General features: G+C 58.4%; 22 protein-coding genes and 1 pseudogene. 5 read left to right on the forward strand and 18 right to left on the reverse strand.

Features of this window, described 5'->3' with window-relative positions; translation table 11 throughout:
• Window positions 1-181: 181 nt before the first annotated feature.
• The 7 genes from G6R15_RS01400 to G6R15_RS01430 form a co-directional block, all read right to left on the reverse strand.
• Window positions 182-553, reverse strand: coding sequence for a hypothetical protein (locus G6R15_RS01400; RefSeq protein ID WP_306432332.1), 372 nt, complete (start codon window positions 551-553; stop codon window positions 182-184).
• 42 nt (window positions 554-595) lie between these two features.
• The gene (locus G6R15_RS01405; protein ID WP_164658002.1) at window positions 596-1,600 is read right to left on the reverse strand and encodes an endonuclease/exonuclease/phosphatase family protein; all 1,005 of its coding nucleotides are present in this window, start codon (window positions 1,598-1,600) and stop codon (window positions 596-598) included.
• Between the two features lie 3 nt (window positions 1,601-1,603).
• Complete coding sequence (locus G6R15_RS01410) at window positions 1,604-2,284, reverse strand: molecular chaperone DjiA (RefSeq protein ID WP_164658003.1); 681 nt, start codon at window positions 2,282-2,284, stop codon at window positions 1,604-1,606.
• Window positions 2,285-2,349: 65 nt separating this feature from the next.
• On the reverse strand, window positions 2,350-2,832 hold the full coding sequence (locus G6R15_RS01415; protein ID WP_164658004.1) for a GNAT family N-acetyltransferase: 483 nt from the start codon (window positions 2,830-2,832) through the stop codon (window positions 2,350-2,352).
• The gene (locus G6R15_RS01420; protein ID WP_164658005.1) at window positions 2,829-3,437 is read right to left on the reverse strand and encodes a VOC family protein; all 609 of its coding nucleotides are present in this window, start codon (window positions 3,435-3,437) and stop codon (window positions 2,829-2,831) included. Before G6R15_RS01420 ends, G6R15_RS01415 begins: the two co-directional genes overlap by 4 nt.
• A 96-nt stretch (window positions 3,438-3,533) precedes the next feature.
• A complete protein-coding gene (gene scpA / locus G6R15_RS01425) occupies window positions 3,534-5,663 on the reverse strand; it encodes a methylmalonyl-CoA mutase (protein ID WP_164658006.1) in 2,130 nt (709 codons plus the stop codon).
• Window positions 5,629-6,624 carry a hypothetical protein gene (locus G6R15_RS01430; RefSeq protein ID WP_164658007.1) on the reverse strand — a complete coding sequence of 332 codons (996 nt, stop codon included), beginning with the start codon at window positions 6,622-6,624 and terminating at the stop codon, window positions 5,629-5,631. The genes scpA and G6R15_RS01430 overlap by 35 nt, the downstream gene beginning before the upstream one ends.
• A gap of 108 nt (window positions 6,625-6,732) precedes the next feature.
• Between G6R15_RS01430 and G6R15_RS01435 the strand changes: the two genes are divergently transcribed.
• On the forward strand, window positions 6,733-7,179 hold the full coding sequence (locus tag G6R15_RS01435) for a DUF4174 domain-containing protein (RefSeq protein WP_164658008.1): 447 nt from the start codon (window positions 6,733-6,735) through the stop codon (window positions 7,177-7,179).
• A 103-nt stretch (window positions 7,180-7,282) separates the two neighbouring features.
• Here the strand turns inward: G6R15_RS01435 and G6R15_RS01440 are convergent, their stop codons facing one another.
• The 7 genes from G6R15_RS01440 to G6R15_RS01465 form a co-directional block, all read right to left on the reverse strand.
• Window positions 7,283-9,328 carry an acetyl/propionyl/methylcrotonyl-CoA carboxylase subunit alpha gene (locus tag G6R15_RS01440; RefSeq protein ID WP_164658009.1) on the reverse strand — a complete coding sequence of 682 codons (2,046 nt, stop codon included), beginning with the start codon at window positions 9,326-9,328 and terminating at the stop codon, window positions 7,283-7,285.
• A 126-nt stretch (window positions 9,329-9,454) separates the two neighbouring features.
• Window positions 9,455-9,658, reverse strand: a complete 204-nt coding sequence (locus G6R15_RS01445) for a hypothetical protein (RefSeq protein WP_164658010.1) — start codon at window positions 9,656-9,658, stop codon at window positions 9,455-9,457.
• A 346-nt stretch (window positions 9,659-10,004) separates the two neighbouring features.
• Window positions 10,005-10,352, reverse strand: coding sequence for a hypothetical protein (locus tag G6R15_RS01450; RefSeq protein WP_164658011.1), 348 nt, complete (start codon window positions 10,350-10,352; stop codon window positions 10,005-10,007).
• Between the two features lie 69 nt (window positions 10,353-10,421).
• The gene (locus tag G6R15_RS22655) at window positions 10,422-10,559 is read right to left on the reverse strand and encodes a hypothetical protein (protein WP_165759769.1); all 138 of its coding nucleotides are present in this window, start codon (window positions 10,557-10,559) and stop codon (window positions 10,422-10,424) included.
• Between the two features lie 214 nt (window positions 10,560-10,773).
• Window positions 10,774-11,136, reverse strand: coding sequence for a DUF6497 family protein (locus G6R15_RS01455; protein ID WP_306432333.1), 363 nt, complete (start codon window positions 11,134-11,136; stop codon window positions 10,774-10,776).
• 113 nt (window positions 11,137-11,249) lie between these two features.
• On the reverse strand, window positions 11,250-11,648 hold the full coding sequence (locus G6R15_RS01460) for a cupin domain-containing protein (protein WP_164658013.1): 399 nt from the start codon (window positions 11,646-11,648) through the stop codon (window positions 11,250-11,252).
• Window positions 11,649-11,750: 102 nt separating this feature from the next.
• Window positions 11,751-13,283 (reverse strand): acyl-CoA carboxylase subunit beta, encoded by a 1,533-nt coding sequence (locus G6R15_RS01465; protein WP_164658014.1) that lies wholly within the window; start codon window positions 13,281-13,283, stop codon window positions 11,751-11,753.
• A 182-nt stretch (window positions 13,284-13,465) separates the two neighbouring features.
• On the opposite strand from G6R15_RS01465, the gene G6R15_RS01470 reads away from it, so the two are divergent.
• Window positions 13,466-14,686, forward strand: coding sequence for a multidrug effflux MFS transporter (locus G6R15_RS01470; RefSeq protein WP_164658015.1), 1,221 nt, complete (start codon window positions 13,466-13,468; stop codon window positions 14,684-14,686).
• Here G6R15_RS01470 and G6R15_RS01475 read toward each other — a convergent pair.
• A complete protein-coding gene (locus G6R15_RS01475; protein ID WP_205520450.1) occupies window positions 14,681-15,532 on the reverse strand; it encodes a LysR family transcriptional regulator in 852 nt (283 codons plus the stop codon). The two genes, G6R15_RS01470 and G6R15_RS01475, sit on opposite strands and share 6 nt — an antisense overlap.
• A 157-nt stretch (window positions 15,533-15,689) precedes the next feature.
• Here G6R15_RS01475 and G6R15_RS23080 point away from each other — a divergent pair, with 157 nt between their 5' ends.
• From G6R15_RS23080 to G6R15_RS01490, 3 genes are all read left to right on the forward strand, one after another.
• On the forward strand, window positions 15,690-15,917 hold the full coding sequence (locus tag G6R15_RS23080; RefSeq protein ID WP_373455999.1) for a YciI family protein: 228 nt from the start codon (window positions 15,690-15,692) through the stop codon (window positions 15,915-15,917).
• Window positions 15,918-15,987: 70 nt separating this feature from the next.
• Entirely contained in the window at window positions 15,988-17,388 is a 1,401-nt protein-coding gene (locus G6R15_RS01485; protein ID WP_164658018.1) for a short-chain fatty acyl-CoA regulator family protein, read from the forward strand.
• Window positions 17,389-17,522: 134 nt separating this feature from the next.
• Window positions 17,523-18,554, forward strand: coding sequence for a fatty acid desaturase (locus G6R15_RS01490; RefSeq protein WP_164658019.1), 1,032 nt, complete (start codon window positions 17,523-17,525; stop codon window positions 18,552-18,554).
• Between the two features lie 162 nt (window positions 18,555-18,716).
• Here G6R15_RS01490 and G6R15_RS01495 read toward each other — a convergent pair.
• The 3 genes and pseudogenes from G6R15_RS01495 to G6R15_RS01505 all read right to left on the reverse strand — a co-directional run.
• Window positions 18,717-19,200, reverse strand: a pseudogene (locus tag G6R15_RS01495) (IS5 family transposase); the annotation flags it as partial.
• A 445-nt stretch (window positions 19,201-19,645) separates the two neighbouring features.
• Window positions 19,646-19,885 carry a YdcH family protein gene (locus G6R15_RS01500; protein ID WP_164658020.1) on the reverse strand — a complete coding sequence of 80 codons (240 nt, stop codon included), beginning with the start codon at window positions 19,883-19,885 and terminating at the stop codon, window positions 19,646-19,648.
• Between the two features lie 102 nt (window positions 19,886-19,987).
• Window positions 19,988-20,635: a thermonuclease family protein gene (locus tag G6R15_RS01505; RefSeq protein ID WP_164658021.1), complete on the reverse strand. Its 648-nt coding sequence runs from the start codon at window positions 20,633-20,635 to the stop codon at window positions 19,988-19,990.
• Between the last annotated feature and the right edge of the window lie 45 nt (window positions 20,636-20,680).

Genomic DNA, 20,680 nt, shown 5'->3' on the forward strand with positions numbered 1-20,680 from the left:
CGCTCGGCGGGTGGCGTATCAAAGAAACCGAAGCAGCCAGGAATTGTGTCGTCGCCAATTTTTTCGAAAACACGGACCACGAGCGGGACCGCGCCGCGCGCAGTGCGGCGCTCGGCCCACGTCCGCTGGTTGTGCTGACGAAGTCAGGACTGCTCGGACGCGGGAGCCCCCCGATTGCCGATCAAATATCAGTCTGCTCAGGCGCACCATCGGGTTCAACCGGATCTGGCACCTGCTCTTCGGGCTGTTTCTTACGAATGATGATGTCACCGTTGGGCAGAATCTCCGGCGCGTGATAGGCGCTCCAGTCCTGCACCTCCCCCACCAGATCGGCAAGCGCAGGACCCATCTCTTCCAAAAAGCTCATCATCGACGGACCAAATTGCTCCGTCATTTCCAACATACCCTCAAGCGCTGGCTCCATTTCCTGACGCAGCCCTTTGAAGAACAATTCAGCCCCCAGCTCCATCAGGGACCTTTCGTCCGGCTCAGTGCCTTTGTCCTGCGCCGAGAGCGGCGCTGCCAGCAGTATCCCAACCGTGGAAAGCATCATGATCTGTCTCATAGCATTCATATAAGACCTAAACCGCACCATTCAAAGATCAACATCCAGCGACACCGGGTAATGGTCCGACGCCAGACGCAATGCCTGTTGCAATTCAGGCGATCCACGGCAATCCGGGCAACGATCAGGATGCCAGATCTTCCATTCAGGATGACGGTTTTGAATTACGGATGTGACCAGGATATAATCCAGCAAAGCTTCGAGTGATGACCCGCTTTCAGCGTTCTCGAACCGGGCCGTGATCTGCTTTTGCCCCCGATCCGTCGCATAAGGGTGCGGATCATAGAGACCCGCATCTAACAGGATCTCGACCGACGACCGACCAAAAAGGTTTTCGAACTCATCCAACCCCGGCCCGTCGTTCAGATCGCCGAGCAAAATGACCTCTTCACCCCGCGCCTGATGCACCTTGACCCGTTGGTGCAGCCAGATTGCTTGAGCCAATTGCTTGCGTCGATTGGCAATTGACCGGCGGATCACTTCGTCGCGCGTCCTGGCCCCGTGCGGTGCCTTGGATTTGAGATGCACACCAATCATTCGAAACTGAAAGCCAGCAGCAGTCTGCACCTCCAGTTCCAGCGGTGGCTTGGAAAACCGCACCAGATCTTCGTTCGCATCGACGTCCAGATCTATCCGGAACGTTCCATCGAATCGTGGCGCCTCGGCACTGCCTTTCTTGCCAGTTTCATCACCTTGGGGATCGTGGCGAACTGTCAGGCGATCCGGGTCATAGAGCACAGCAATCTCTTGTTGCGTGTCGTTGGCAAACCCCATCAGCGCCTTGCTGGTGCGCAGTCCAAAAGTGCGCGCAAAATGATCAAGCGCCCGCACTGTGCTTTGCCGCTTGCCCGTATTGGGCGCTTCAACAATCATCACGATATCTGCGTCAATGGCGGTGAACACTTTGGCCAAAGCCTCGGTTTGCTGCACCCGCGTCACGCCATGACGACCAGACCAGCCATCGTCGGCGATCAACTGATCCTTCTTGTCGAAAAGATTGGCAAACCACTCGACGTTGTAAGTGGCCACACGCATGGCTCAGACCCGAGCGCCGTTGATCTCGTCCCAGGCGCGGTTGATGTCGATCATGCGTTTTTCCGCCAGTTTGATCGCCTCTTCGGGGACGCCACGGGCAATCATCGCGTCGGGATGGGTCTCGCGTACAAGCTTGCGCCAGGCCTTGCGGATTTCGGGCATCGGCATGTCCGGCTCGACCCCTAGAACCACATATGGATCGTTGGGCGCATCCGGTACGAACCGCGCCCGAAGTGCAAGGAATTGCGCCTCGCTTAAGCCAAATATCCCGGCCACATCGCCCAAAAACTCGTTTTCATTGGGATGATAAAACCCATCCGCCATGGCGATGTGAAAGAGCCCCTCCATCAGATCATTCAGTGTCTGTGGATCCTCGGCAAACATGGCTTTGATCTGCTGGGCATAATCCTGATAACCGGCAACATCTGTGCGCGCCATGTTGAACACCCGCGCCGCGCCCGCTTCATCATCGCGCGCGATCTGGAACACCTCGCGAAAGGCCGTGACCTCATCGCGTGTCACATGACCATCGGCCTTGGCCATTTTCGCTCCAAGGGCAATGACGGCAATGGCAAAGGCCACCGTCCGTTCGGGCGGTGAGCGCAGCTTTTCGAATACCTGCGTCAGGCTTTCGCCTTGGGCAAGCGCACTCAGCGCGTCGGTGATGCGGGACCAAAGAGACATGATGTCACCCTATCGCGGTAAAAACCCTATGTCAGGTGCGTCTTAGTTGCACTTGGATCAAGGCCCTACGTCAAAAATTTTTGCATCAAAATCAAGTCTAAGAAACCGCCTGACTTCCAGCCAACCCGCGGCAACCTTCCAACTTGCTGGAACCCAAGAGCTGCGTGAAAGGCAACACCGGTCGGGTTGCTGCTGCTGACACCCGCGACGAGCACATGAACGCCATCGTCCCGGGCCACCGTTTCCAGCGCATCCATCAAGGCGCGCCCCACACCTGACCCTCGCGCTTGCGGAGCGAGCTGGATCGAATGCTCTTTGGTTCGGCAATAACCCGGACCGCCCCGAAATGCATCATAAGTTGCAAATCCCGCAACGATCCCGCGCATGTCGACCACCAGAAAACGCGGACCACGTTTGACGATGGTTTCCGTTATCTCGACAGGCGTCTTCTCGATCGTGGTAAAGGTGATCGTGGTGTCGCGGATGATGGTGTTGGTAATCTCTGCGATGGCTTCGCCATCCTCAGGCCGTGCTTGCCGGATTATCATGTCAGCACCCGAAGGCCCGAAGGGGTCATGATCTCGATCCTCATTGCGGGTTCGCCAGCTTCGACAATGATGCGCTCATCACCCGTCAGTTTCGCGACAAGCCTACCGAATTCTTTGTTTTCGGGATGCGTAAGAAGCAAGCGTTCCACTTGGCACCCCGAGGGCGTCATACCGCCGACCGGTGGTGTGCACTGCCACTGCAAAACCGCAGGAAATAAGTTGTCAAACGGCAGAACACCGTCTGAAGGGACTGTCATAAGCCACCGCAAGTCGCCTCGCTGCATTTCGACAATGCGCTGTGCATGATCTGGCAAAAGCGCCCTCTCCTGCGTTAGGTCCCCGGCGCGCAAGATCCAGTTTCTCAGGCGTGCCGACCCCTGAAACTGGTCCAGAGCAAACCACCTTGGTTGTTCCTGCGGTGCTGCGGCCGGATCAACTGCGATGGCCTCCAGATACACCCCCCCCTCAAGCCCGATCAAGCGGTTGTGCGTGGCGTACCGTGGGTGTCGCCCACCAGACCCCATCGACACGCCAAGCGCCTCCTCGACATGGGCCACAGCCTCTTCCAGAGTGGCGCCTGCAACAGCGAAATGGTCCAGCTTCATGCCTGTTCCTCCTGCCTAGACCATATTCACGAAAAAAGCAGCGCGCCAAGGCCCGCTGCTTCTTCTTGTTTTAAATTCGAATAGGGGTGAATGCCCTTAGTCACGCCCTCCGCCGATCAGCTTCAGGATATCCTGGGCCGCCTCGGGGATGTTGGTCCCCGGCCCAAAGATCGCCTTGACCCCGTTGTCATAGAGGAACTGATAGTCTTGTTGCGGAATCACCCCACCACAGATCACGATGATGTCTTCGGCGCCCGCCTTTTTCAGCTCTTCGACCAGCTGTGGCGCAAGCGTCTTGTGACCCGCGGCCTGGCTGGAAATGCCGACGACGTGCACGTCGTTGTCGACCGCGTCCTGCGCGGCCTCGGCTGGGGTCTGGAACAGAGGGCCGACGTCGACATCAAAACCAATGTCCGCAAACGCAGTCGCGATCACCTTGGCACCGCGGTCGTGGCCGTCCTGGCCCATTTTGACCACCAACAGACGCGGGCGGCGTCCTTCGGCCTTGGCGAACTCATCAATGCTTTTCTGGATTGCGGCAAAGCCTTCGTCGCCCTCATAGGCGGCACCATAGACACCGGCCAGCGTTTTCACTTCGGCGCGGTGACGACCGAATTGTTTTTCCATCGCCATGCTGATTTCTCCTACAGTTGCCCGGGCACGCGCAGCTTCGACCGCCAGTGCCATCAGATTGCCTTCGCCAGAAAGCGCGCCCTGCTCAAGCGCCGCAAGGGCGCCCTCGCAGGCCGCGGCATCACGCGTTCCGCGGATGCTCTCCAGCCGTGCCACTTGCGACTCTCGCACCGCGTGGTTGTCCACATCCAGGATGTCGATCGCCTCTTCCTGCTCTTTGCGGTACTTATTGACGCCGACAACCACCTCTTCACCCCGGTCGATCATCGCCTGACGGCGCGCTGCGCTTTCTTCGATGCGCAGCTTGGGCATGCCGGATTCAACCGCCTTCGTCATGCCGCCCATCTCTTCGACCTCTTCCATCAACGCCCAGGCCTTTTCGACCAGCTCATTGGTGAGGCTTTCGATGTAGTAAGACCCCGCCAGCGGGTCGACTACATTGGTCACACCGGTCTCTTCTTGCAGCACCAGTTGGGTGTTGCGCGCAATTCGGGCAGAAAAGTCCGTTGGCAACGCAATCGCCTCGTCTAAGGCGTTGGTATGCAGCGACTGCGTTCCGCCCAAAACCGCCGACATCGCCTCATACGCGGTGCGGACCACGTTATTGTACGGGTCCTGTTCCTGCAGCGACACGCCCGAAGTCTGGCAGTGCGTACGCAGCATCTTGGAGCGTTCGTTTTTGGCTCCGAACTCGGTCATCACGCGATGCCACAGCGTTCGGGCCGCGCGCAGCTTCGCAATCTCCATGAAAAAGTTCATGCCGATCGCAAAGAAGAACGACAGTCTGCCCGCGAATTTGTCCACATCCATGCCCGCATCAATTGCTGCCCGCACGTATTCGCGACCATCGGCCAGCGTATAGGCCAGTTCCTGCACCAGGTTCGCCCCGGCCTCTTGCATGTGGTAGCCCGAGATCGAAATCGAGTTGAACTTGGGCATCTCGTTGCTAGTGTATTCGATGATGTCCGAGATAATTTTCATCGAAGGTTTGGGCGGGTAGATATAGGTGTTGCGCACCATGAACTCTTTCAGAATGTCATTCTGAATGGTGCCCGCCAGCAGGCCCTTGTCATGGCCCTGCTCTTCGCCCGCTACAATAAAGCTCGCCAAGATCGGGATCACCGCACCGTTCATGGTCATCGAGACTGATACTTTGTCGAGCGGAATACCGTCAAAGAGGATCTTCATGTCCTCGACACTGTCGATGGCCACGCCGGCCTTGCCCACGTCACCCTCAACACGGGGGTGGTCGCTGTCATAGCCACGGTGCGTCGCCAGATCGAAAGCCACCGATACGCCTTGTTGACCGGCGGCCAAATTGCGGCGGTAGAAGGCATTCGATTCCTCAGCCGTTGAAAAACCGGCATATTGGCGGATGGTCCAGGGTCGGCCTGCGTACATGGTCGCCTTGACGCCCCGGGTGAACGGGCCCACGCCGGGCACTGTGCCCATATGCGGCAGGTCTGCGGTGTCTTCTTCGGTATAGAGCGGCTTGACGTCGATGCCTTCCAGCGTCGTCCAGGTCAATTCGTCAACCGGGCGGCCACGCAGCTCTTTTTCAGCCAGCGCCCGCCATTCGTCGGTCTTGGTCATTGCGTCTTCCTCTTGTTCTGTTCTGTGTTGGCGGGGTTTGTCCCACCGGTTTTTTGTCTGGGTCATAGACCAACCAGGCCGTTCCATCGGCGCCAGAGGTCAACCACATCAAATCGTCTGCATATGCTTCGCGCAGGGCTGCGGTTTGGCGTTCGGTGAACGGCTGCCAACGACCACTGCCCTTGGGCAGTTTGCGCGAGATGCTGCGCGGCAGGCTACGCCGCAAGACCGGCAAGCGCGGCGTTGCGTTCAACCGAACGTCGCCCCGCGCGGGCGGCACCGCACAGCCCAGAACCGAGCGCAGCTGCGCATCCGGTCTGCCTTGAAAGGATTCAAACGGCAGCACCCACAGGCGTGCGTTCGGTACAGCGCAACTGACGTCTGTGACAACGTCGCGCCAGGTGCGCAGCCCATAGGCCATCCGATCCAACGCCTCGGCATCCGGCACCCCGCGCCCACGGGTCAGCCCATAGCCAAGCGCTGATGCCCAATACAGATCGAGCCCACGAATGTTTAGCATGACATCCGTGATCCGCCCATCAAAGGCCTCGCCGTAACGCGCCATCCGTTCGCCTGTGCCCAGGTACAGTGCCTTGTCGCGAAGGTTCTGGCGGACCGAGCCCAGCATGTTCTCCTCGCTGACAACAAGACGTTTGGCACCGCGGGCGGCACAACTGTCCATATTGATCTGTACCCGACCGGCTCCGCGCCGTTGGCGGTTCTTGCGCAGGTTCGGCAGCGTGTCCGGCACGATTCCGTTAAACAGACCATTGCGCGTCCGATAGGGCCCCCAAAAGACTGTCCCGGCCTGTCGAAGCTTTTCGGCGTTCCCGCGCATGTAGTCCTGAAAAGTAGTGGTCGCGCAACGATGTGCGCCGATGTGCAGAATAACGTCCATTAGCTCGCCTTTGTCCAAAGCCGCGCGCGGCGACCGGTTCCGGGGGTATTCAATGACAGTCATGCCCAACCCCTGACGAAGCGATTAACGTTAAACTTTTTGGTGATGGCGTGCAGATCAGTGGTCGCAATCGGCGACCGAGGGTCTATATTCAACCCAACAGGAGATCCAATGACCCGCACATTAGCCCTTGTTTTATCGGTGTTATTTCCGATCACCTCGCTGGCCGCAGACGCCACGCAATCAAGCGAGGCTGCCTTTGTGCAGCCCGCTGGTGACAGCGATTTAAGTGAATTTTTATGGACAAAGCGGCCCGTCGTCGTCTTTGCTGACACCGATGCCGACCCACGGTTCCAGCAACAGATCGACATCCTGATGCAGGGCGAGGCCGAGATGCTGGAGCGTGACGTGGTCGTCCTGACTGACACCGACCCAAGCGCGCTTTCGGCGCTGCGCACCAAGCTGCGGCCGCGTGGCTTCCAATTGGTGCTGATCGGTAAGGACGGCGGCGTCAAGCTGCGCAAACCGTTCCCATGGAGTGTTCGAGAACTCAGCCGGTCCATCGACAAATTCCCGCTACGAGAGCGTGAAATCCGCGAGCGGCGCGGGCTGAACTGAACCCGTCCTACCAATTGCACACGGGTATGTGTTGCCCCGGCAAGGCCCGCCGGGACACCTGATGTGTATACGCAAATATCACGTAACCGCTGCAACATAAGGCTTATTCGAATTCCATGATCACGTCATCAACCGCGAGGCTATCGCCCGCGCTTGCGTTGATCTTGGAGACGACGCCCTTCTTCTCGGCGCGCAGGATGTTTTCCATCTTCATCGCCTCGACAGTGCAAAGCGCCTGACCCTCTTGAACTTCGTCGCCCACCTCGACGTCGACCTTTACGATCAGGCCTGGCATTGGGCAAAGCAGCAATTTGGATGTGTCCGGCGCGACTTTTTCCGGCATCAGCGCGGCCAGTTCCGCCTGACGTGGGGTACGCACATGCACGGTCAGGTCGGCTCCGCGCGAACGCAGACGGAAACCACCCGAGACCTTGCCAACCTTGAGCACCAGCGGGTCGCCATCGACGTCCAGCTTTGCCAGTTGATCACCAGGTGTCCAGTCCGAGGCAACGCGGTGCGCTTTTCCATCTGCGAAGGTTACGGTTGATCCCTGCTGATCAGCGGCAATGCTTACTTCAAAGCTTTGACCTTGCAGCGACACCACCCACTCGGTGCCCACTTTGCGTTCGTGATTGTCCATCCGGCCCGACACACGGGTGCGGCGGATTTCGGCAACACGGTGCATGGCTGCAGCCGAGGCCGCGATGCGGCGCAGGTCGGCCTCAGGCAGTTCAACGCCCTGGAACCCTTCGGGGTACTGTTCTTCGATAAACGCAGTGGTCATGGCCCCGTCGATAAAGATCGGGTGGTCCATCACAGCCGAAACAAACGGCAGGTTGTGACCGATGCCCTCGACCTCAAAGCTGTCGAGCGCCACGCGCATCGCTTCGATTGCCGATGCCCGGTCTGGCCCCCAAGTGCAGAGCTTGGCGATCATCGGGTCGTAATACATGCTGATCTCGCCGCCGTCATAGACACCGGTGTCGTTGCGCACTGCGGTCTTGCCTTCAGGCGCATCACCGTGCCAGGTGCCGTTGGCCAACATCGGACCGGCTGCGACCTCTGCCGGGGGACGATAGCGGGTCAAACGGCCTATCGACGGCAAAAAGCCGCGATAAGGGTCTTCGGCATAAAGACGGTTTTCGATGGCCCAGCCGGTCAGGGTAACGTCGTCCTGAGTAATGCTCAGCGGCTCACCACTCGCAATTCGGATCATCTGTTCGACCAGATCGACGCCAGTGATCAGCTCGGTCACAGGGTGTTCCACCTGCAGACGGGTGTTCATTTCCAGGAAATAGAAGTTCTTGTTGCCATCGACGATGAATTCCACCGTGCCGGCGCTGGCATAGCCCACGGCCTTGGCCAGAGCGACCGACTGTTCGCCCATCGCCTTGCGGGTCGCCTCGTCCAGGAAGGGCGATGGTGCTTCTTCAACCACCTTCTGGTTCCGGCGCTGGATCGAGCACTCTCGTTCGCCCAAGTAGATGCCGTTTCCGTGGCTGTCACAAAGCACCTGAATTTCGATGTGGCGCGGTTGGGTCACGAATTTTTCGATAAAGATCCGGTCATCCCCGAACGAATTCGCCGCCTCGTTCTTGGACGACTGGAAACCCTCGCGCGCCTCGTCGTCGTTCCAGGCGATCCGCATGCCTTTGCCGCCGCCGCCAGCAGAAGCCTTGATCATCACCGGATAGCCGACCTCATTCGAGATCTTGACCGCGTCTTCGGCATCTTCGATCAGACCCATGTAACCGGGCACAGTCGAAACGCCCGCCTCCTGGGCGATCTTTTTCGAGGTGATCTTGTCACCCATCTTTTCGATCGCGCCTTTGGGGGGGCCAACAAAGGCAACACCGGCATCAGCCAACGCCTCGGCAAAGCTCGCGTTTTCCGACAAGAATCCATAGCCCGGGTGCACCGCTTGCGCGCCGCTTTGCTTGATCGCGTCCATCACCTTGTCGATGACGATATAAGACTGGTTCGCGGGCGGCGGGCCGATGTGGATGGCCTCGTCCGCCATTTCCACGTGCAGAGCCTGCTTGTCCGCGTCCGAATAAATAGCGACGGTGGAAATGCCCATCTTGCGCGCGGTCTTGATGACGCGGCAGGCAATCTCGCCCCGGTTGGCGATCAGGATCTTGTTGAACATGCGATGTCCTTTGTCTTGGGTGTTTGAGAACGCAAAACGCCGCCCCGGGCCCGACGGACCAAGGCGGCGTTGTGCGCGTGTTTGATCAGACCGCGAACGGCCTGGATGTTGCGTGCAACTGAGGCGTCAGTTGCAGGTGTTTTGTGTCTTGCAATAGATGACGTTGGCCGCAGCACCGGCTGCCGCACCCAGCACCGGGTTGCCGTCAACCGCGAGCGAGCCCAGGAACCCTGCTCCACCGCCATAAAGCGCTTGTTCTGTTGGGTTGTCGCCACAGGCCGCCAAACCGGCGCAAAGTGCCAAAGCCACCCAGATCCCTTTTGCTCGCATCTTGCCCATCCTTCTTTTTGTTCTGGTGTTTGCGCGCTCAGATGAGGGGCATTGCTCCCCGCCTGCAAGACCACAAACCGGTCAGCAAGGACATGCGCAAAACCCTGCCGAACAGCGGGTTCAGAATAGGCAGAAAAAGGGGCGGGCAGATGTGAAAGATCACAGCTGGCCCGCCCTTGAGAAGGGGTACGGAATAGATGGTGTGCAGATGACGCAGGCATTGTCGTGCCATCCACAAAGGCCACGCTGCCCCAACGACAGGCGCACGCCAAGCCCGATGCCTGACGCATGGCCCGATGGGCCGCTTTCTGCCGAATTTGGGGGAACGCTTGCAGATTCATGCCGATCAGCCTCCGAACACGTCCGGAAAGGACACGCGTGCGACATCCAAGTTGATCACCAAAAGCGCATCATAGCTTTCGGGATCAAACGGGTCTTCGGCTGCGATCACTTCGCGCCCGAATAACCAGCTTAAACGGCCCGCATCCAGGTTGCCGCGCTCGAACGGCTGATCGCCAAATGCTTCCCACAACGCCTTCATGAACCCTGTATCAGCACGGCGGTCCGGCGGCCTGCGGTCGCGAAAACGCTCGCGCACAGTGATCGCTGTGACGCCCTTGGGATTGGGGCGGCGGATGGTGAATTGAAAATCGGTGCCCGGAAGGCGGCCAGGAAAACCGCGATGTTTCAGCATGACACGGCCCCCCGATTCAGGGCGGTCAGCTGGAGTGGGATCGGCCCAAAGGCCGACCCCATGACCAGTTTATTTGAGTTTACCGGTGTAGACCGGCTCGGTCGAGATGGGCTCGACCACGACGAACTCTTCTTCTTGCGAGTTGTCGCATGCCGCAACGGCGCCGACAAAGGCGACCATTGCAAGGAATTTGATGCTCTTGGACATCCGTCTCTCCTGGTTAGGTTATCGAAACCTGTAGAGGGTGTTACCTCCACCTGCCTCAGTTCCGAGGTTTCGGCCCCCTTGTGGGAACCGGGCCTGACCATACTGGAAATCATGTCGGAAATATATCCGAAGCGCGTCAAGTCTGTGTGCTGTGACTCCAAAGCCTCAAATCCTTTGTTTGGTGAAGTTCGACCCGCAACATATTGTGGTGTCATTAAAACTCCTCCCAGATACAGTCGGCATTTTCCAGTCGATAAGCTTCGAAAAATTGGGTTACATCCGGTGCGTTCTCACCAAATGCCACCGCCTTGTCGGACAGGGAAATCACGACGCGCGCGGGAACCAGCTCGCGTTGAGCGACATAAGGCACCGCCAATGTCGCGCACAGATGATCCATATCGACGGCCGAAACATCGTAACCTACACGCCCGACCGTCTGGCCGATGTTGGGCGCAACAAAGCGGAACCGCAACCACAGCTCGCCGGGATTTTCATCCAGCAGAACATTGTCCAGATAGACCGGCTGGCCCGATGGTACGGGCAACGAGGCTTCGGCAGCGACATGGGATGTGGACACCAAGGACAGAACCGCAAATGCGCAGCCCCAGCCTCGCCAATAGCGAGCTCCTCCTGCTGGGGCTGCGTGCGCGACGCATTCCGCGTGCGCGGTTCTATCTTTACGTGCGCGGATCATGGATCAGATTCGTCCTTGGTGTCAAACTGAGATGGCGACGTGATCTCGATTAATTCCATGTCATCGGAATGGCGAACCTCACGATGCTTGATGCCGGGGGGCTGCAAGACACAGGATCCTTCGCGCAGGACATGTTCGCCCTGCCCTTCGTATTCAAAGGCAACCCAACCCTTGGTGACATAGACCATCTGAAAGTCCAGCTCGTGGCTGTGCCACGCGCCGGGGCTTTCCATTCCCGGCACGGCGCGGATCACATGCGCGCCAAACTTTCCCTTGGTCGCCGAGTCGATGCCCAGATCACGATATTCGAAAAACGCACGCAGCCCCTGCCCCACAAACTTGCCCTCATCGGCGTGGGAGATGGTGAATGCCTGATTTTTCCAAAGCGGGGTCATGAAACGGTCCTATGCGGCGGTGTGCACTCGCTCGGGTGGGTGCGAATGCACCCGCCTTGGGGCGGGCGGGTGCATGCCGTCGCTTACGCGACGGTGATTCAATCACAACGGGATGTTGTCGTGCTTCTTCCACGGGTTCTTCAGCTGCTTGTTGCGAAGGCTGGCGAACGCGCGGGATACGCGGCGGCGCGTCGAATGAGGCATGATCACCTCGTCGATGAAACCACGTTCAGCCGCCACAAACGGGTTGGCAAACCGCGCTTCATAATCCGCTGCATGCGCCGCGATCTTGTCCGCATCGCCCAGATCGGCGCGGTGGATGATCTCGGTCGCGCCCTTGGCACCCATCACAGCAATCTCGGCTGTGGGCCAAGCATAGTTGAAGTCGCCGCGCAGGTGCTTGGACGCCATAACGTCATACGCGCCGCCATAGGCCTTGCGGGTGATCACGGTCACTTTTGGCACGGTCGCTTCGCCGTAAGCAAACAGCAGTTTGGCACCGTGTTTGATGACGCCGCCGTATTCCTGTGATGTGCCCGGCAAGAAGCCCGGAACGTCAACCAGCGTCATGATCGGGATTTCGAAACAGTCGCAAAAGCGCACAAACCGCGCGGCCTTGCGCGAGCTGTCGATGTCCAGACACCCGGCCAGAACCATCGGCTGGTTGGCAACAACACCAACGGTCTGCCCCTCAAGGCGGATGAACCCGGTGATGATGTTCTTGGCGTAGTCTTTCTGAATCTCGTAGAAATCGCCCTCATCCGCCACTTTGGCGATAAGCTCTTTCATGTCATAGGGCGTGTTCGGATTTTCCGGCACGATGGTGTCCAGCGAATTCTCGATCCGGCCCGGTTCGTCAAAGAACGGGCGTACGGGTGGTTTTTCGCGGTTGTTGAGCGGCAGAAAGTCCACCAGACGGCGCACTTCGGCCAAAGCCTCGACATCGTTTTCGAACGCGCCGTCGGCCACGGACGATTTCTTGGTGTGAGTTGACGCCCCGCCCAGTTCCTCGGCGGTCACGACCTCGTTGGTGACGGTCTTCACAACGTCAGGGCCAGTCACGAACATGTAAGAGGTGTCTTTGACCATGAAGATGAAGTCGGTCATCGCAGGCGAATAGACTGCGCCACCAGCACACGGCCCCATGATCACGCTGATCTGCGGCACCACGCCGCTGGCCATGATGTTGCGCTGAAACACTTCGGCGTAGCCTGCGAGCGAATCCACACCTTCCTGAATGCGCGCCCCACCCGAGTCGTTCAGGCCAATGATCGGCGCGCCATTCTGGATCGCCATATCTTGAATCTTGCAGATTTTCTGCGCGTGGGTTTCCGACAGCGAGCCGCCGAACACGGTAAAGTCCTGAGAGAAGACGTAGACCATGCGGCCGTTGATGGTACCCCATCCGGTGATGACACCGTCGCCTGCATGCTTTTGATTTTCCATACCAAAATCGACACAACGGTGCGCGACAAACATGTCGAACTCTTCAAAGCTGTCTTCGTCCAGCAGCAGTTCGATCCGCTCGCGCGCAGTCAGCTTGCCGCGCGCGTGTTGCGCATCAATGCGTCGTTGCCCGCCACCCAGACGCGCGTCGTTGCGGCGATCTTCAAGCTCGGTCAGGATATCTTTCATGGCGATGGTCCTCTGTGAAATTTTGCTGGACCATATAGGCTGCCCGACCGGAACCAAAGGAATATTCAGCAAATTTGCAAACTCAACAAGAGTGCATCCGTGCTAAATGCAAACTTGTTAATTGTCATGTCAACGCAACGTATCCCGTGGACCTTTGGGCACGACAAGAATAAATGCGATGTATGCAATCCAAGTCTCAAACCAAGACACCGTCGAGTTCGGGGCGCACGCCGCCCACCATCGCAACACTGATCCTGTTGTCAGGGCTATCGGCTTTGGGCATGAACATTTTTCTGCCCAGCCTGCCGAACATGACCGAGCACTATCAGACGGATTATCGCCTGATGCAGCTTTCCGTGGCTCTGTATCTGGCTGTGAACGCAGCGCTGCAGGTTGTGATCGGCCCCATCGCGGACAAGGCCGGGCGGCGTCCCGTTATCCTGTGGGGGCTCGCCCTGTTCTTGTTGGCGACACTTGGGACAATCTTTGCCCCGACAGTCGAGATCTTTCTGTTTTTCCGCATGTGTCAGGCTGTGGTCGCTGTGGGCATCGTCCTCAGTCGCGCAGCTGTGCGCGACATGTACGAGCAGGATCAAGCGGCTTCGATGCTGGGTTATGTCACCATGGGCATGGCCGTCGTTCCGATGATCGGCCCAGCCATTGGTGGTGTACTGGACGAGACATTTGGATGGCAGGCGAACTTCTGGCTGCTGTTCTTGCTGGGCATTTTGACGTTAGCGTTGGTGTATGTGGACTTTGGCGAAACGGCCCTGAAGAGCGGAAAAACCTTGGCCGCACAGTTCCGCGAGTACCCTGAGCTTCTGACCTCACCACGTTTCTGGGGCTATTCCCTTGCGTCTGGCTTCTGCTCGGGCTCCTTCTTTGCCTACTTAGGAGGCGCGCCTTTTGTCGGAACCGAAGTGTTCGGAATGAACCCTGCTGAAATGGGGCTCTACTTCGGAGCTCCAGCCATCGGATACTTTTTTGGAAATTTCATCAGCGGCCGCTATTCCATGCGGTACGGCGTGAACAACATGGTAATGTGGGGGTGCTGGCTAAACGCATTTGGCATTGCACTGTCCCTTGTCGTGATGATGATGGGGCTAGGGTCAGCGCTTACCTTCTTTGGCTTCATGACCGTTGTGGGGCTGGGCAACGGCATGGCCATCCCCAATGCGACTGCAGGCGCGCTATCGGTGCGTGTTCATCTTGCGGGCACAGCATCCGGCCTGAACGGAGCCATCATGCTGGGCGGTGGTGCTGCGCTAAGTGCGCTCGCTGGCTTCCTGCTGACTCCTGAAACCGGCGCGCTGCCGCTTTTGTGGTTGATGCTGATCACCAGCGTGTTGGGTATTTTGGCGATCCAGGTCGTGATCTGGCGTGAGCGCCAGCTGGGGTTATGAGCTGAGACCAGCAAAAATCCGAGAAATCCACGCAACCACCACTTGGACACGTTCAAGGTCTCGCAGCTCTTTGCGGACCATCAGCCACACTTCGCGTTTTGGCAAGACGCCGTGGGCAAAAGGCACCTCGGCCAACCGCGCGTCATCGTCCCCGATGAATCGGGGCAACAGCGTCCTGCCCTGACCTGCGCAGACCAACCGAAACAGCGTTTCTGCGTCATTGACCGTCACCGGGCAGGCCCCGTCAACCTTAGCTGCCTTTTCGATCGCCGCAGCATGTGACAGATACTGCATTCGCGGCTCATATCCGACCCATCGGCTGTCTGCAGACGCCCCCTGTGCTGTGTACGCGGCATATTCCAGCTCTCCCAACCTGCGGGTCAACACGCTTTGCCCCCCTTCGGTCGGTCGCGCCAGACGCAGCGCTATGTCCGCTTCTCCACGCAGCAAACTCAGATCGCGCGCTTCCGATATTAACTCTAACCGCAGCCCTTGTGAGGTTGCGTGCAAATCTGGCAACGCGGGCAGCAGCATGCGATTGATGACCAAGGGTACTGCCGTCAGCCGAACGGTTCCCAACTGCGCGTCGGTTCCGACCTCAGCCAACGTGTTCACCGATTGCATTTCGTCCCGCATGACCTCGGCGTGACGATGCATCGAGCGCCCAAATTCGGTCAGACATAATTCTGCACCGCTGACTTCGACCACCGCACGCCCAAGGCTACGCTCCATCGCGCGCAGGCGTCGCGAGACGGTGGTTTTGTCCACCCCTAACTGTCGGGCCGCACCTTTCAGGCTGCCCGCCTGTGCCACGGACAGAAGATATCGCATGTCATCCCAGCTCATGACTGCAAACTTGCATCATCAGGCGGCAATTTTCCACCCTTTGCAGCGTGTTTGCCGCCAGACATTCTAGACCCACCCAATCAGAAAGGGCACGAACATGCTGTACTGCGTTATCTTTGCGGACAATCCAGGCCAAGAACACCTGCGACAGAGGCACATGGCCGATCACCTTGCTTTCCTCGCAAAGCTTGGGCCTCAAATGATCGGCGCCGGGCCGCTTTTTGACGGCACTGAAGGACACGGCGGCATTTGGCTGGTCGAGGCCGGCAACCCCGCTGACGTCCAAGCTCTGGTCGAGCAGGATCCGTTTTGGCCCACTGGCCTGCGCAAAAATGTTCAGATTTTGGAATGGCGGCAGGTGTTTCGCAATGGTCAACGGGTCTAGGGTTGCCCCTGGAACTTTGCAAATGTAGCCTACCCACAAAGTAAAACTGCAAATCCCCAGGCACCCAACCATGGCCACCCAAAAACTCTACGCTGGCGCCAAGCTGCGCGAGATTCGCACGCGTCTGACGCTGACGCAAAAGGATTTTGCTGCCAAGCTGGGCGTGTCGCTGCCCTATCTCAACCAGATGGAAAACAACAACCGACCGGTTTCGACCACGGTAGTTCTGGCGCTGGCGCAAGAATTCGGGCTGGATGTGACCGAGCTGAGCACCGGCGACAGCGAGCGGCTGGTCAGCGACATGCGCGAAGCACTGGCCGATCCGATCTTTGCCGACACGATGCCGCCCCTGGCCGACCTGCGCCTAACCGCTTCAAACGCTCCGGCCCTGGCGCGCGCCTTTATCGAACTGCACAAAAGTTATCGCCAGACCCACGAACGGCTGGCCTCACTGGACGAGGCATTGGGACGCGAAGATGCCCGTATTCAGGCCAGCCCCTGGGAAGAAGTGCGCGACTTCTTTCACTATTGCGACAACTACATCGACGCAGTTGACCACGCGGCTGAACGGTTCTCGGCGCAGGCCAATGACGCCAGCGACGTGCGCACCGCCGCACTTGGCAGCCTATCGGCGCGCGGCATTCAGGTTAAGCTGACAGATATTGAGGCTTTGCGTAGCTTCGACACCAAAGCCCGAGTGCTATATCTGTCTTCACGCTCCTCGCCGCAAACGCAGGTCTTTCAGACGCTCCTGCAAGTGGCACTGATCAGTCAGGACAAGCTGCTCGAAGCGACGTTGGACTTCGCCCGTTTTCACAGCGACGAAGCACGCGCCATCGCCAAGATCGGGCTGGCCAACTATTTCGCCGGGGCCGCGCTGATGCCCTATGGCACCTTTCTGGCAGCGGCTCGGGACAGCCGCCACGACCTGGAACTGCTGAGCGCCCGGTTTGGCGCGTCCATCGAACAGGTCGCGCACAGGCTGTCGACGATGCAGCGCCCCGGCGCCAAGGGCATTCCTTTCTTCTTTGTCCGCGTTGATCGGGCGGGCACCATTACCAAACGCCATTCGGCCACGCGGTTGCAATTTGCCCGGTTCGGCGGCGCCTGCCCGCTTTGGAATGTGCACCGGGCCTTTGAAACCCCCGGCCACTTCCTGAGACAATTGGCTGAAACCCCGGATGGCGTACGCTATATCTCTCTGGCGCGTGACGTGTCGAAACCCGGTGGCTCATTTGGCGCGCCGGTCCGCCGTTACGCCATCGCCCTGGGTTGCGAGGTGCGCCACGCAGATGCGCTCGTTTATGCCGATAACATGGATGTCACCAATGCAAGCGCCTATGAGCCGATCGGCATTTCGTGCCGCATCTGCGAGCGCCAGCATTGTCACCAACGCTCGGTCCCGCCTCTGGAACGCCGCCTGACGATCAACGCCAATGAACGCGGCACACTGCCCTATGAAGTGAACTAGCACCTCACACTACAACTGCAAATCGCGCGCTATTTGCCGCGTAACGCGATCATTTGCGCTCTTCACCTCAAGTTACCTTTGCGAAACCGCCACAATTCTATAAGAGCGAGCAAACGACTCAGAAAAGCAGGCGAATGTTCGACACATCCTCTTCGCGGCCGCAGCCCGAAATCCGAGCCGCAAGAGACTGGATCAAGGTCCTCTCGCAGTATCGTACACCCAACGCAGGCCGCAGCTGGTTAGAGCTGGCGGTGACCGCGGGACCTTTTGTATTGCTGTGGGCCTTGGCCTGGTGGGCGCTGTCTGTCAGCTATACCTTGGCCGTGGTCATCTCGGTGGTCAACGCGGGCTTTCTATTGCGGCTGTTCACCATCCAGCACGACTGCGGCCATGGCGCGTTTTTTGAAAATCGCCCTCTCAACGATTGGCTGGGGCGGATCTTGGGTGTTCTGACCCTGACCCCCTATGATGTCTGGAAGCGCTCGCACTCGATCCACCACAGCGGCGCAGGCAACCTGGCGCGGCGGGGAATCGGTGACATCCACACCGCCACGTTGGCCGAATACCGCGAGATGAGCCCCACAAGCCAGCTGATGTACCGCCTTTATCGCAACCCTATTGTGCTCTTTGGCTTTGGCCCCGGCTATCTGTTCTTTCTGCAAAACCGCCTTCCCTTGGGGTTCACGCATCAAGCCAGATATTGGGTCAGTGCCATGAGCACCAATGTGGCCATTATCGCGGCCTTGGCTGTGATCTGGTATTTTGGCGGCTGGATGCCGATCCTGCTGATCTTTGTGCCCAGCACCCTGCTGGCCGCCACCGCGGGGATGTGGCTGTTCTATGTCCAGCACCAGTTTGAAACCGCCCACTGGGACACAGACGACGACTGGCAGCTGCACGATGCGGCCTTGCACGGCAGCTCGCACTATATCCTGCCCCCCGTGTTGCAATGGCTCAGCGCCAACATCGGCATCCACCATGTGCACCACCTCTACAGTCGTATCCCGTTCTACCGTTTACCCGAGGTTCTGCGTGATCACAGTGTACTGGCTGAAAGCAATCGCATGACAATCCGCGAAAGCCTGAAGAGCGCGCGCTTGCACCTGTGGGACGAAAACTCCCGCCGCCTGCTTTCATTTGCGCAGGCCCACGCACTGACTGACTGACCGGCGTAATAATACGGGGCTCATCCAAACGCCGCGGAACTGTACGAGATTGCCCCCGACAAGATCGCGATCATCATTGATGATACATTCCACAATGCCTGGCCGAATTCTAGGTCCCGTTGACAAATGGCGGAACCATCGGCGGATTGACGTGATGTCGACGAAACCGAGATGATCGAACGTCTGGCCGGGCGTGGTTTCAGGTCGCACCGGCAGACCGGCGGCATTCACCCGGAGATGGATCTTGGTCGTGAAGCCCCCCTTTGGCGCCCGCGGCCTCCCTCTTGGAACATTGCTGACGCAATGCCCTGCCGTGCAGCGGATGATGCGCGCGAACCACGGTGCTGTCGACCATTTGCAAGGCGTCAGGAACGATCCTGCTCTCGGTCAGCGCCTCCAGGATCTGTTCCCAGAAGCCGACGAGTGTCCAACGCCGGACCTGCCGATAGGCACTCGACCATTTCCGGAACTCTTCAGGAAGGTCCCGCCACGGCGCGCCGGTACGTGCTATCCAGAAAACGCCATCAAGAACAAGGCGGTGGTTGGTGGGTTTGCGTCCATTTGGGGCGCGAACGGAAAGAACGAACTGTTCAAAGATCGCCCACTCCTCATCCGACATCAAGAGTCGTGCCAAGCTGGTCTCCATCGCAGATACCAGCTTGAATTATACTCAAAGCCTGATGTGAACCCTTTTTGGCAACACGGCCTAGGCAGTTCGGTCAATTCTGCGCATGTCGGCGATACAGAGTTCCAAAATTGGCAACGTCGGCACGTACGGTACTTGTCGGGTCAACACATTCATGGGCTGTACACTTAATAAGTGACTGAAAAAGGTCAGTTGGGTCCGGCCGGGATTCCGGTGGGTTCAACTTTACAAAATCTTCTGTCTGTACCTTGCAGCGATTCATGCCTTTAGCAGCATCTACAGGACGGGCTCTGAATGGGTATTCGCCGCACAAAACTTCAACGCCTCTTCCGTGGCATCGGTTGATTCGAACAAGGCCGGAAAAGAGGCCGATCCTTCGGCCTCTTTCAACATTTATCTATGGGACCCTGGTTTAAGCGCCCCTTTTGATTTTCTCAGTCAGCTCTTACGCCTTGGACAGGATACCCCAGATCTCGTCTTTCAGAGCAGCGCGTTTTTTGCGCATGTCCACCTCGGCCAGTTCCTCCACCGGCTCCACATTAGTCTCGGCACGGTGCACGGCGCGGTTGATCTCGTGATACTCATCCGCCAGCCGGGCGAAATGTGCGTCCGACTGTTTCAGCGCGCTCATCGCGTCGACCTTATCGGGAAATTCTTCGGCCAGTTCGTGCGGGGTGTGAGACATCTGTTCGCTCCTTTTTTTCGGTTCGAGCAGAGCCTACATCAACGCGGTCCAAACCCACATTGACCCGGATCAAATGCGCGGGGAAAACCCATCTTTTGGCGACTAATTTTTGGCCGCACGCCAGCCTTCCCTGCGCGCCTCATCCGCCGAGCAGAACCACCGTTCGCCCTTTGCCATGCTTATCCGCGTCCGCGCATAGTACGACTGGCCGGGGCGGTGAAAAATCCGCTCACCTTTGGCTGAAATGTTGCCTTTTATTGCACAGTTCGCTGGTTTGTCTGACGTTTGCTTTGCCGCGCGGTGATCCCACGGGAGGGCGATGCGCGCTGCATGCAACCCGACTGCCGCCGATTTGGCGCGAATTTCTGCTCCAACATAGTCTGTTGAATATTTACGGAAAGCAAAGGCCAGCCCGTACGACACTATTGCCTGGCCCACATCATTACCCTGAACCGAGCAACGCGCGACGGTGCGCCCGTACCGGTCCTGAGTTACCGAAGTACACTGAGCTGCTTGCCCGCCATAGAGGTTACGCACTTGCTGCGTCGCCCAAGCACCACATTCCCACCCTTGCCCCGAAACCCGAGTACAAGTCTGATCCAGTTCGGGTGCGTCGATACCGTGCAAACGCACGCGGGTGCCGCCAACATCCCAGGTGTCGGCATCAATGACACGAGCAGGGCCGGACAGGTCAGCAAAGCCAACCACCGGCACAAAGGCCAGAACAAAAGCAAAACAAATTCTTAACATGTCTCTGATATGCGCCCCCGAAAGGGCGCATTCAACACGTGCTGT

The sequence above is a fragment of the Tropicibacter sp. Alg240-R139 genome (assembly GCF_900537075.1).
GTDB lineage: Bacteria > Pseudomonadota > Alphaproteobacteria > Rhodobacterales > Rhodobacteraceae > Falsiruegeria.

What these genes read in the sequence shown, in the direction of transcription:
- G6R15_RS01410 (WP_164658003.1), bottom strand. Translation starts at nt 2,284, where the DNA reads ATGTCTCTTTGGTCCCGCATCACCGACGCGCTGAGTGCGCTTGCCCAA.
- G6R15_RS22655 (WP_165759769.1), bottom strand. Translation starts at nt 10,559, where the DNA reads ATGTCCAAGAGCATCAAATTCCTTGCAATGGTCGCCTTTGTCGGCGCC.
- G6R15_RS01490 (WP_164658019.1), top strand. Translation starts at nt 17,523, where the DNA reads ATGTTCGACACATCCTCTTCGCGGCCGCAGCCCGAAATCCGAGCCGCA.
- G6R15_RS01430 (WP_164658007.1), bottom strand. Translation starts at nt 6,624, where the DNA reads ATGACTGTCATTGAATACCCCCGGAACCGGTCGCCGCGCGCGGCTTTG.
- G6R15_RS01470 (WP_164658015.1), top strand. Translation starts at nt 13,466, where the DNA reads ATGCAATCCAAGTCTCAAACCAAGACACCGTCGAGTTCGGGGCGCACG.
- G6R15_RS01485 (WP_164658018.1), top strand. Translation starts at nt 15,988, where the DNA reads ATGGCCACCCAAAAACTCTACGCTGGCGCCAAGCTGCGCGAGATTCGC.
- G6R15_RS01415 (WP_164658004.1), bottom strand. Translation starts at nt 2,832, where the DNA reads ATGATAATCCGGCAAGCACGGCCTGAGGATGGCGAAGCCATCGCAGAG.
- G6R15_RS01460 (WP_164658013.1), bottom strand. Translation starts at nt 11,648, where the DNA reads ATGACCCCGCTTTGGAAAAATCAGGCATTCACCATCTCCCACGCCGAT.
- G6R15_RS01475 (WP_205520450.1), bottom strand. Translation starts at nt 15,532, where the DNA reads ATGAGCTGGGATGACATGCGATATCTTCTGTCCGTGGCACAGGCGGGC.
- G6R15_RS01500 (WP_164658020.1), bottom strand. Translation starts at nt 19,885, where the DNA reads ATGTCTCACACCCCGCACGAACTGGCCGAAGAATTTCCCGATAAGGTC.
- G6R15_RS01505 (WP_164658021.1), bottom strand. Translation starts at nt 20,635, where the DNA reads ATGTTAAGAATTTGTTTTGCTTTTGTTCTGGCCTTTGTGCCGGTGGTT.
- G6R15_RS23080 (WP_373455999.1), top strand. Translation starts at nt 15,690, where the DNA reads ATGGCCGATCACCTTGCTTTCCTCGCAAAGCTTGGGCCTCAAATGATC.
- G6R15_RS01450 (WP_164658011.1), bottom strand. Translation starts at nt 10,352, where the DNA reads ATGCTGAAACATCGCGGTTTTCCTGGCCGCCTTCCGGGCACCGATTTT.
- scpA (WP_164658006.1), bottom strand. Translation starts at nt 5,663, where the DNA reads ATGACCAAGACCGACGAATGGCGGGCGCTGGCTGAAAAAGAGCTGCGT.
- G6R15_RS01435 (WP_164658008.1), top strand. Translation starts at nt 6,733, where the DNA reads ATGACCCGCACATTAGCCCTTGTTTTATCGGTGTTATTTCCGATCACC.
- G6R15_RS01420 (WP_164658005.1), bottom strand. Translation starts at nt 3,437, where the DNA reads ATGAAGCTGGACCATTTCGCTGTTGCAGGCGCCACTCTGGAAGAGGCT.
- G6R15_RS01400 (WP_306432332.1), bottom strand. Translation starts at nt 553, where the DNA reads ATGATGCTTTCCACGGTTGGGATACTGCTGGCAGCGCCGCTCTCGGCG.
- G6R15_RS01445 (WP_164658010.1), bottom strand. Translation starts at nt 9,658, where the DNA reads ATGCGAGCAAAAGGGATCTGGGTGGCTTTGGCACTTTGCGCCGGTTTG.
- G6R15_RS01440 (WP_164658009.1), bottom strand. Translation starts at nt 9,328, where the DNA reads ATGTTCAACAAGATCCTGATCGCCAACCGGGGCGAGATTGCCTGCCGC.
- G6R15_RS01465 (WP_164658014.1), bottom strand. Translation starts at nt 13,283, where the DNA reads ATGAAAGATATCCTGACCGAGCTTGAAGATCGCCGCAACGACGCGCGT.
- G6R15_RS01405 (WP_164658002.1), bottom strand. Translation starts at nt 1,600, where the DNA reads ATGCGTGTGGCCACTTACAACGTCGAGTGGTTTGCCAATCTTTTCGAC.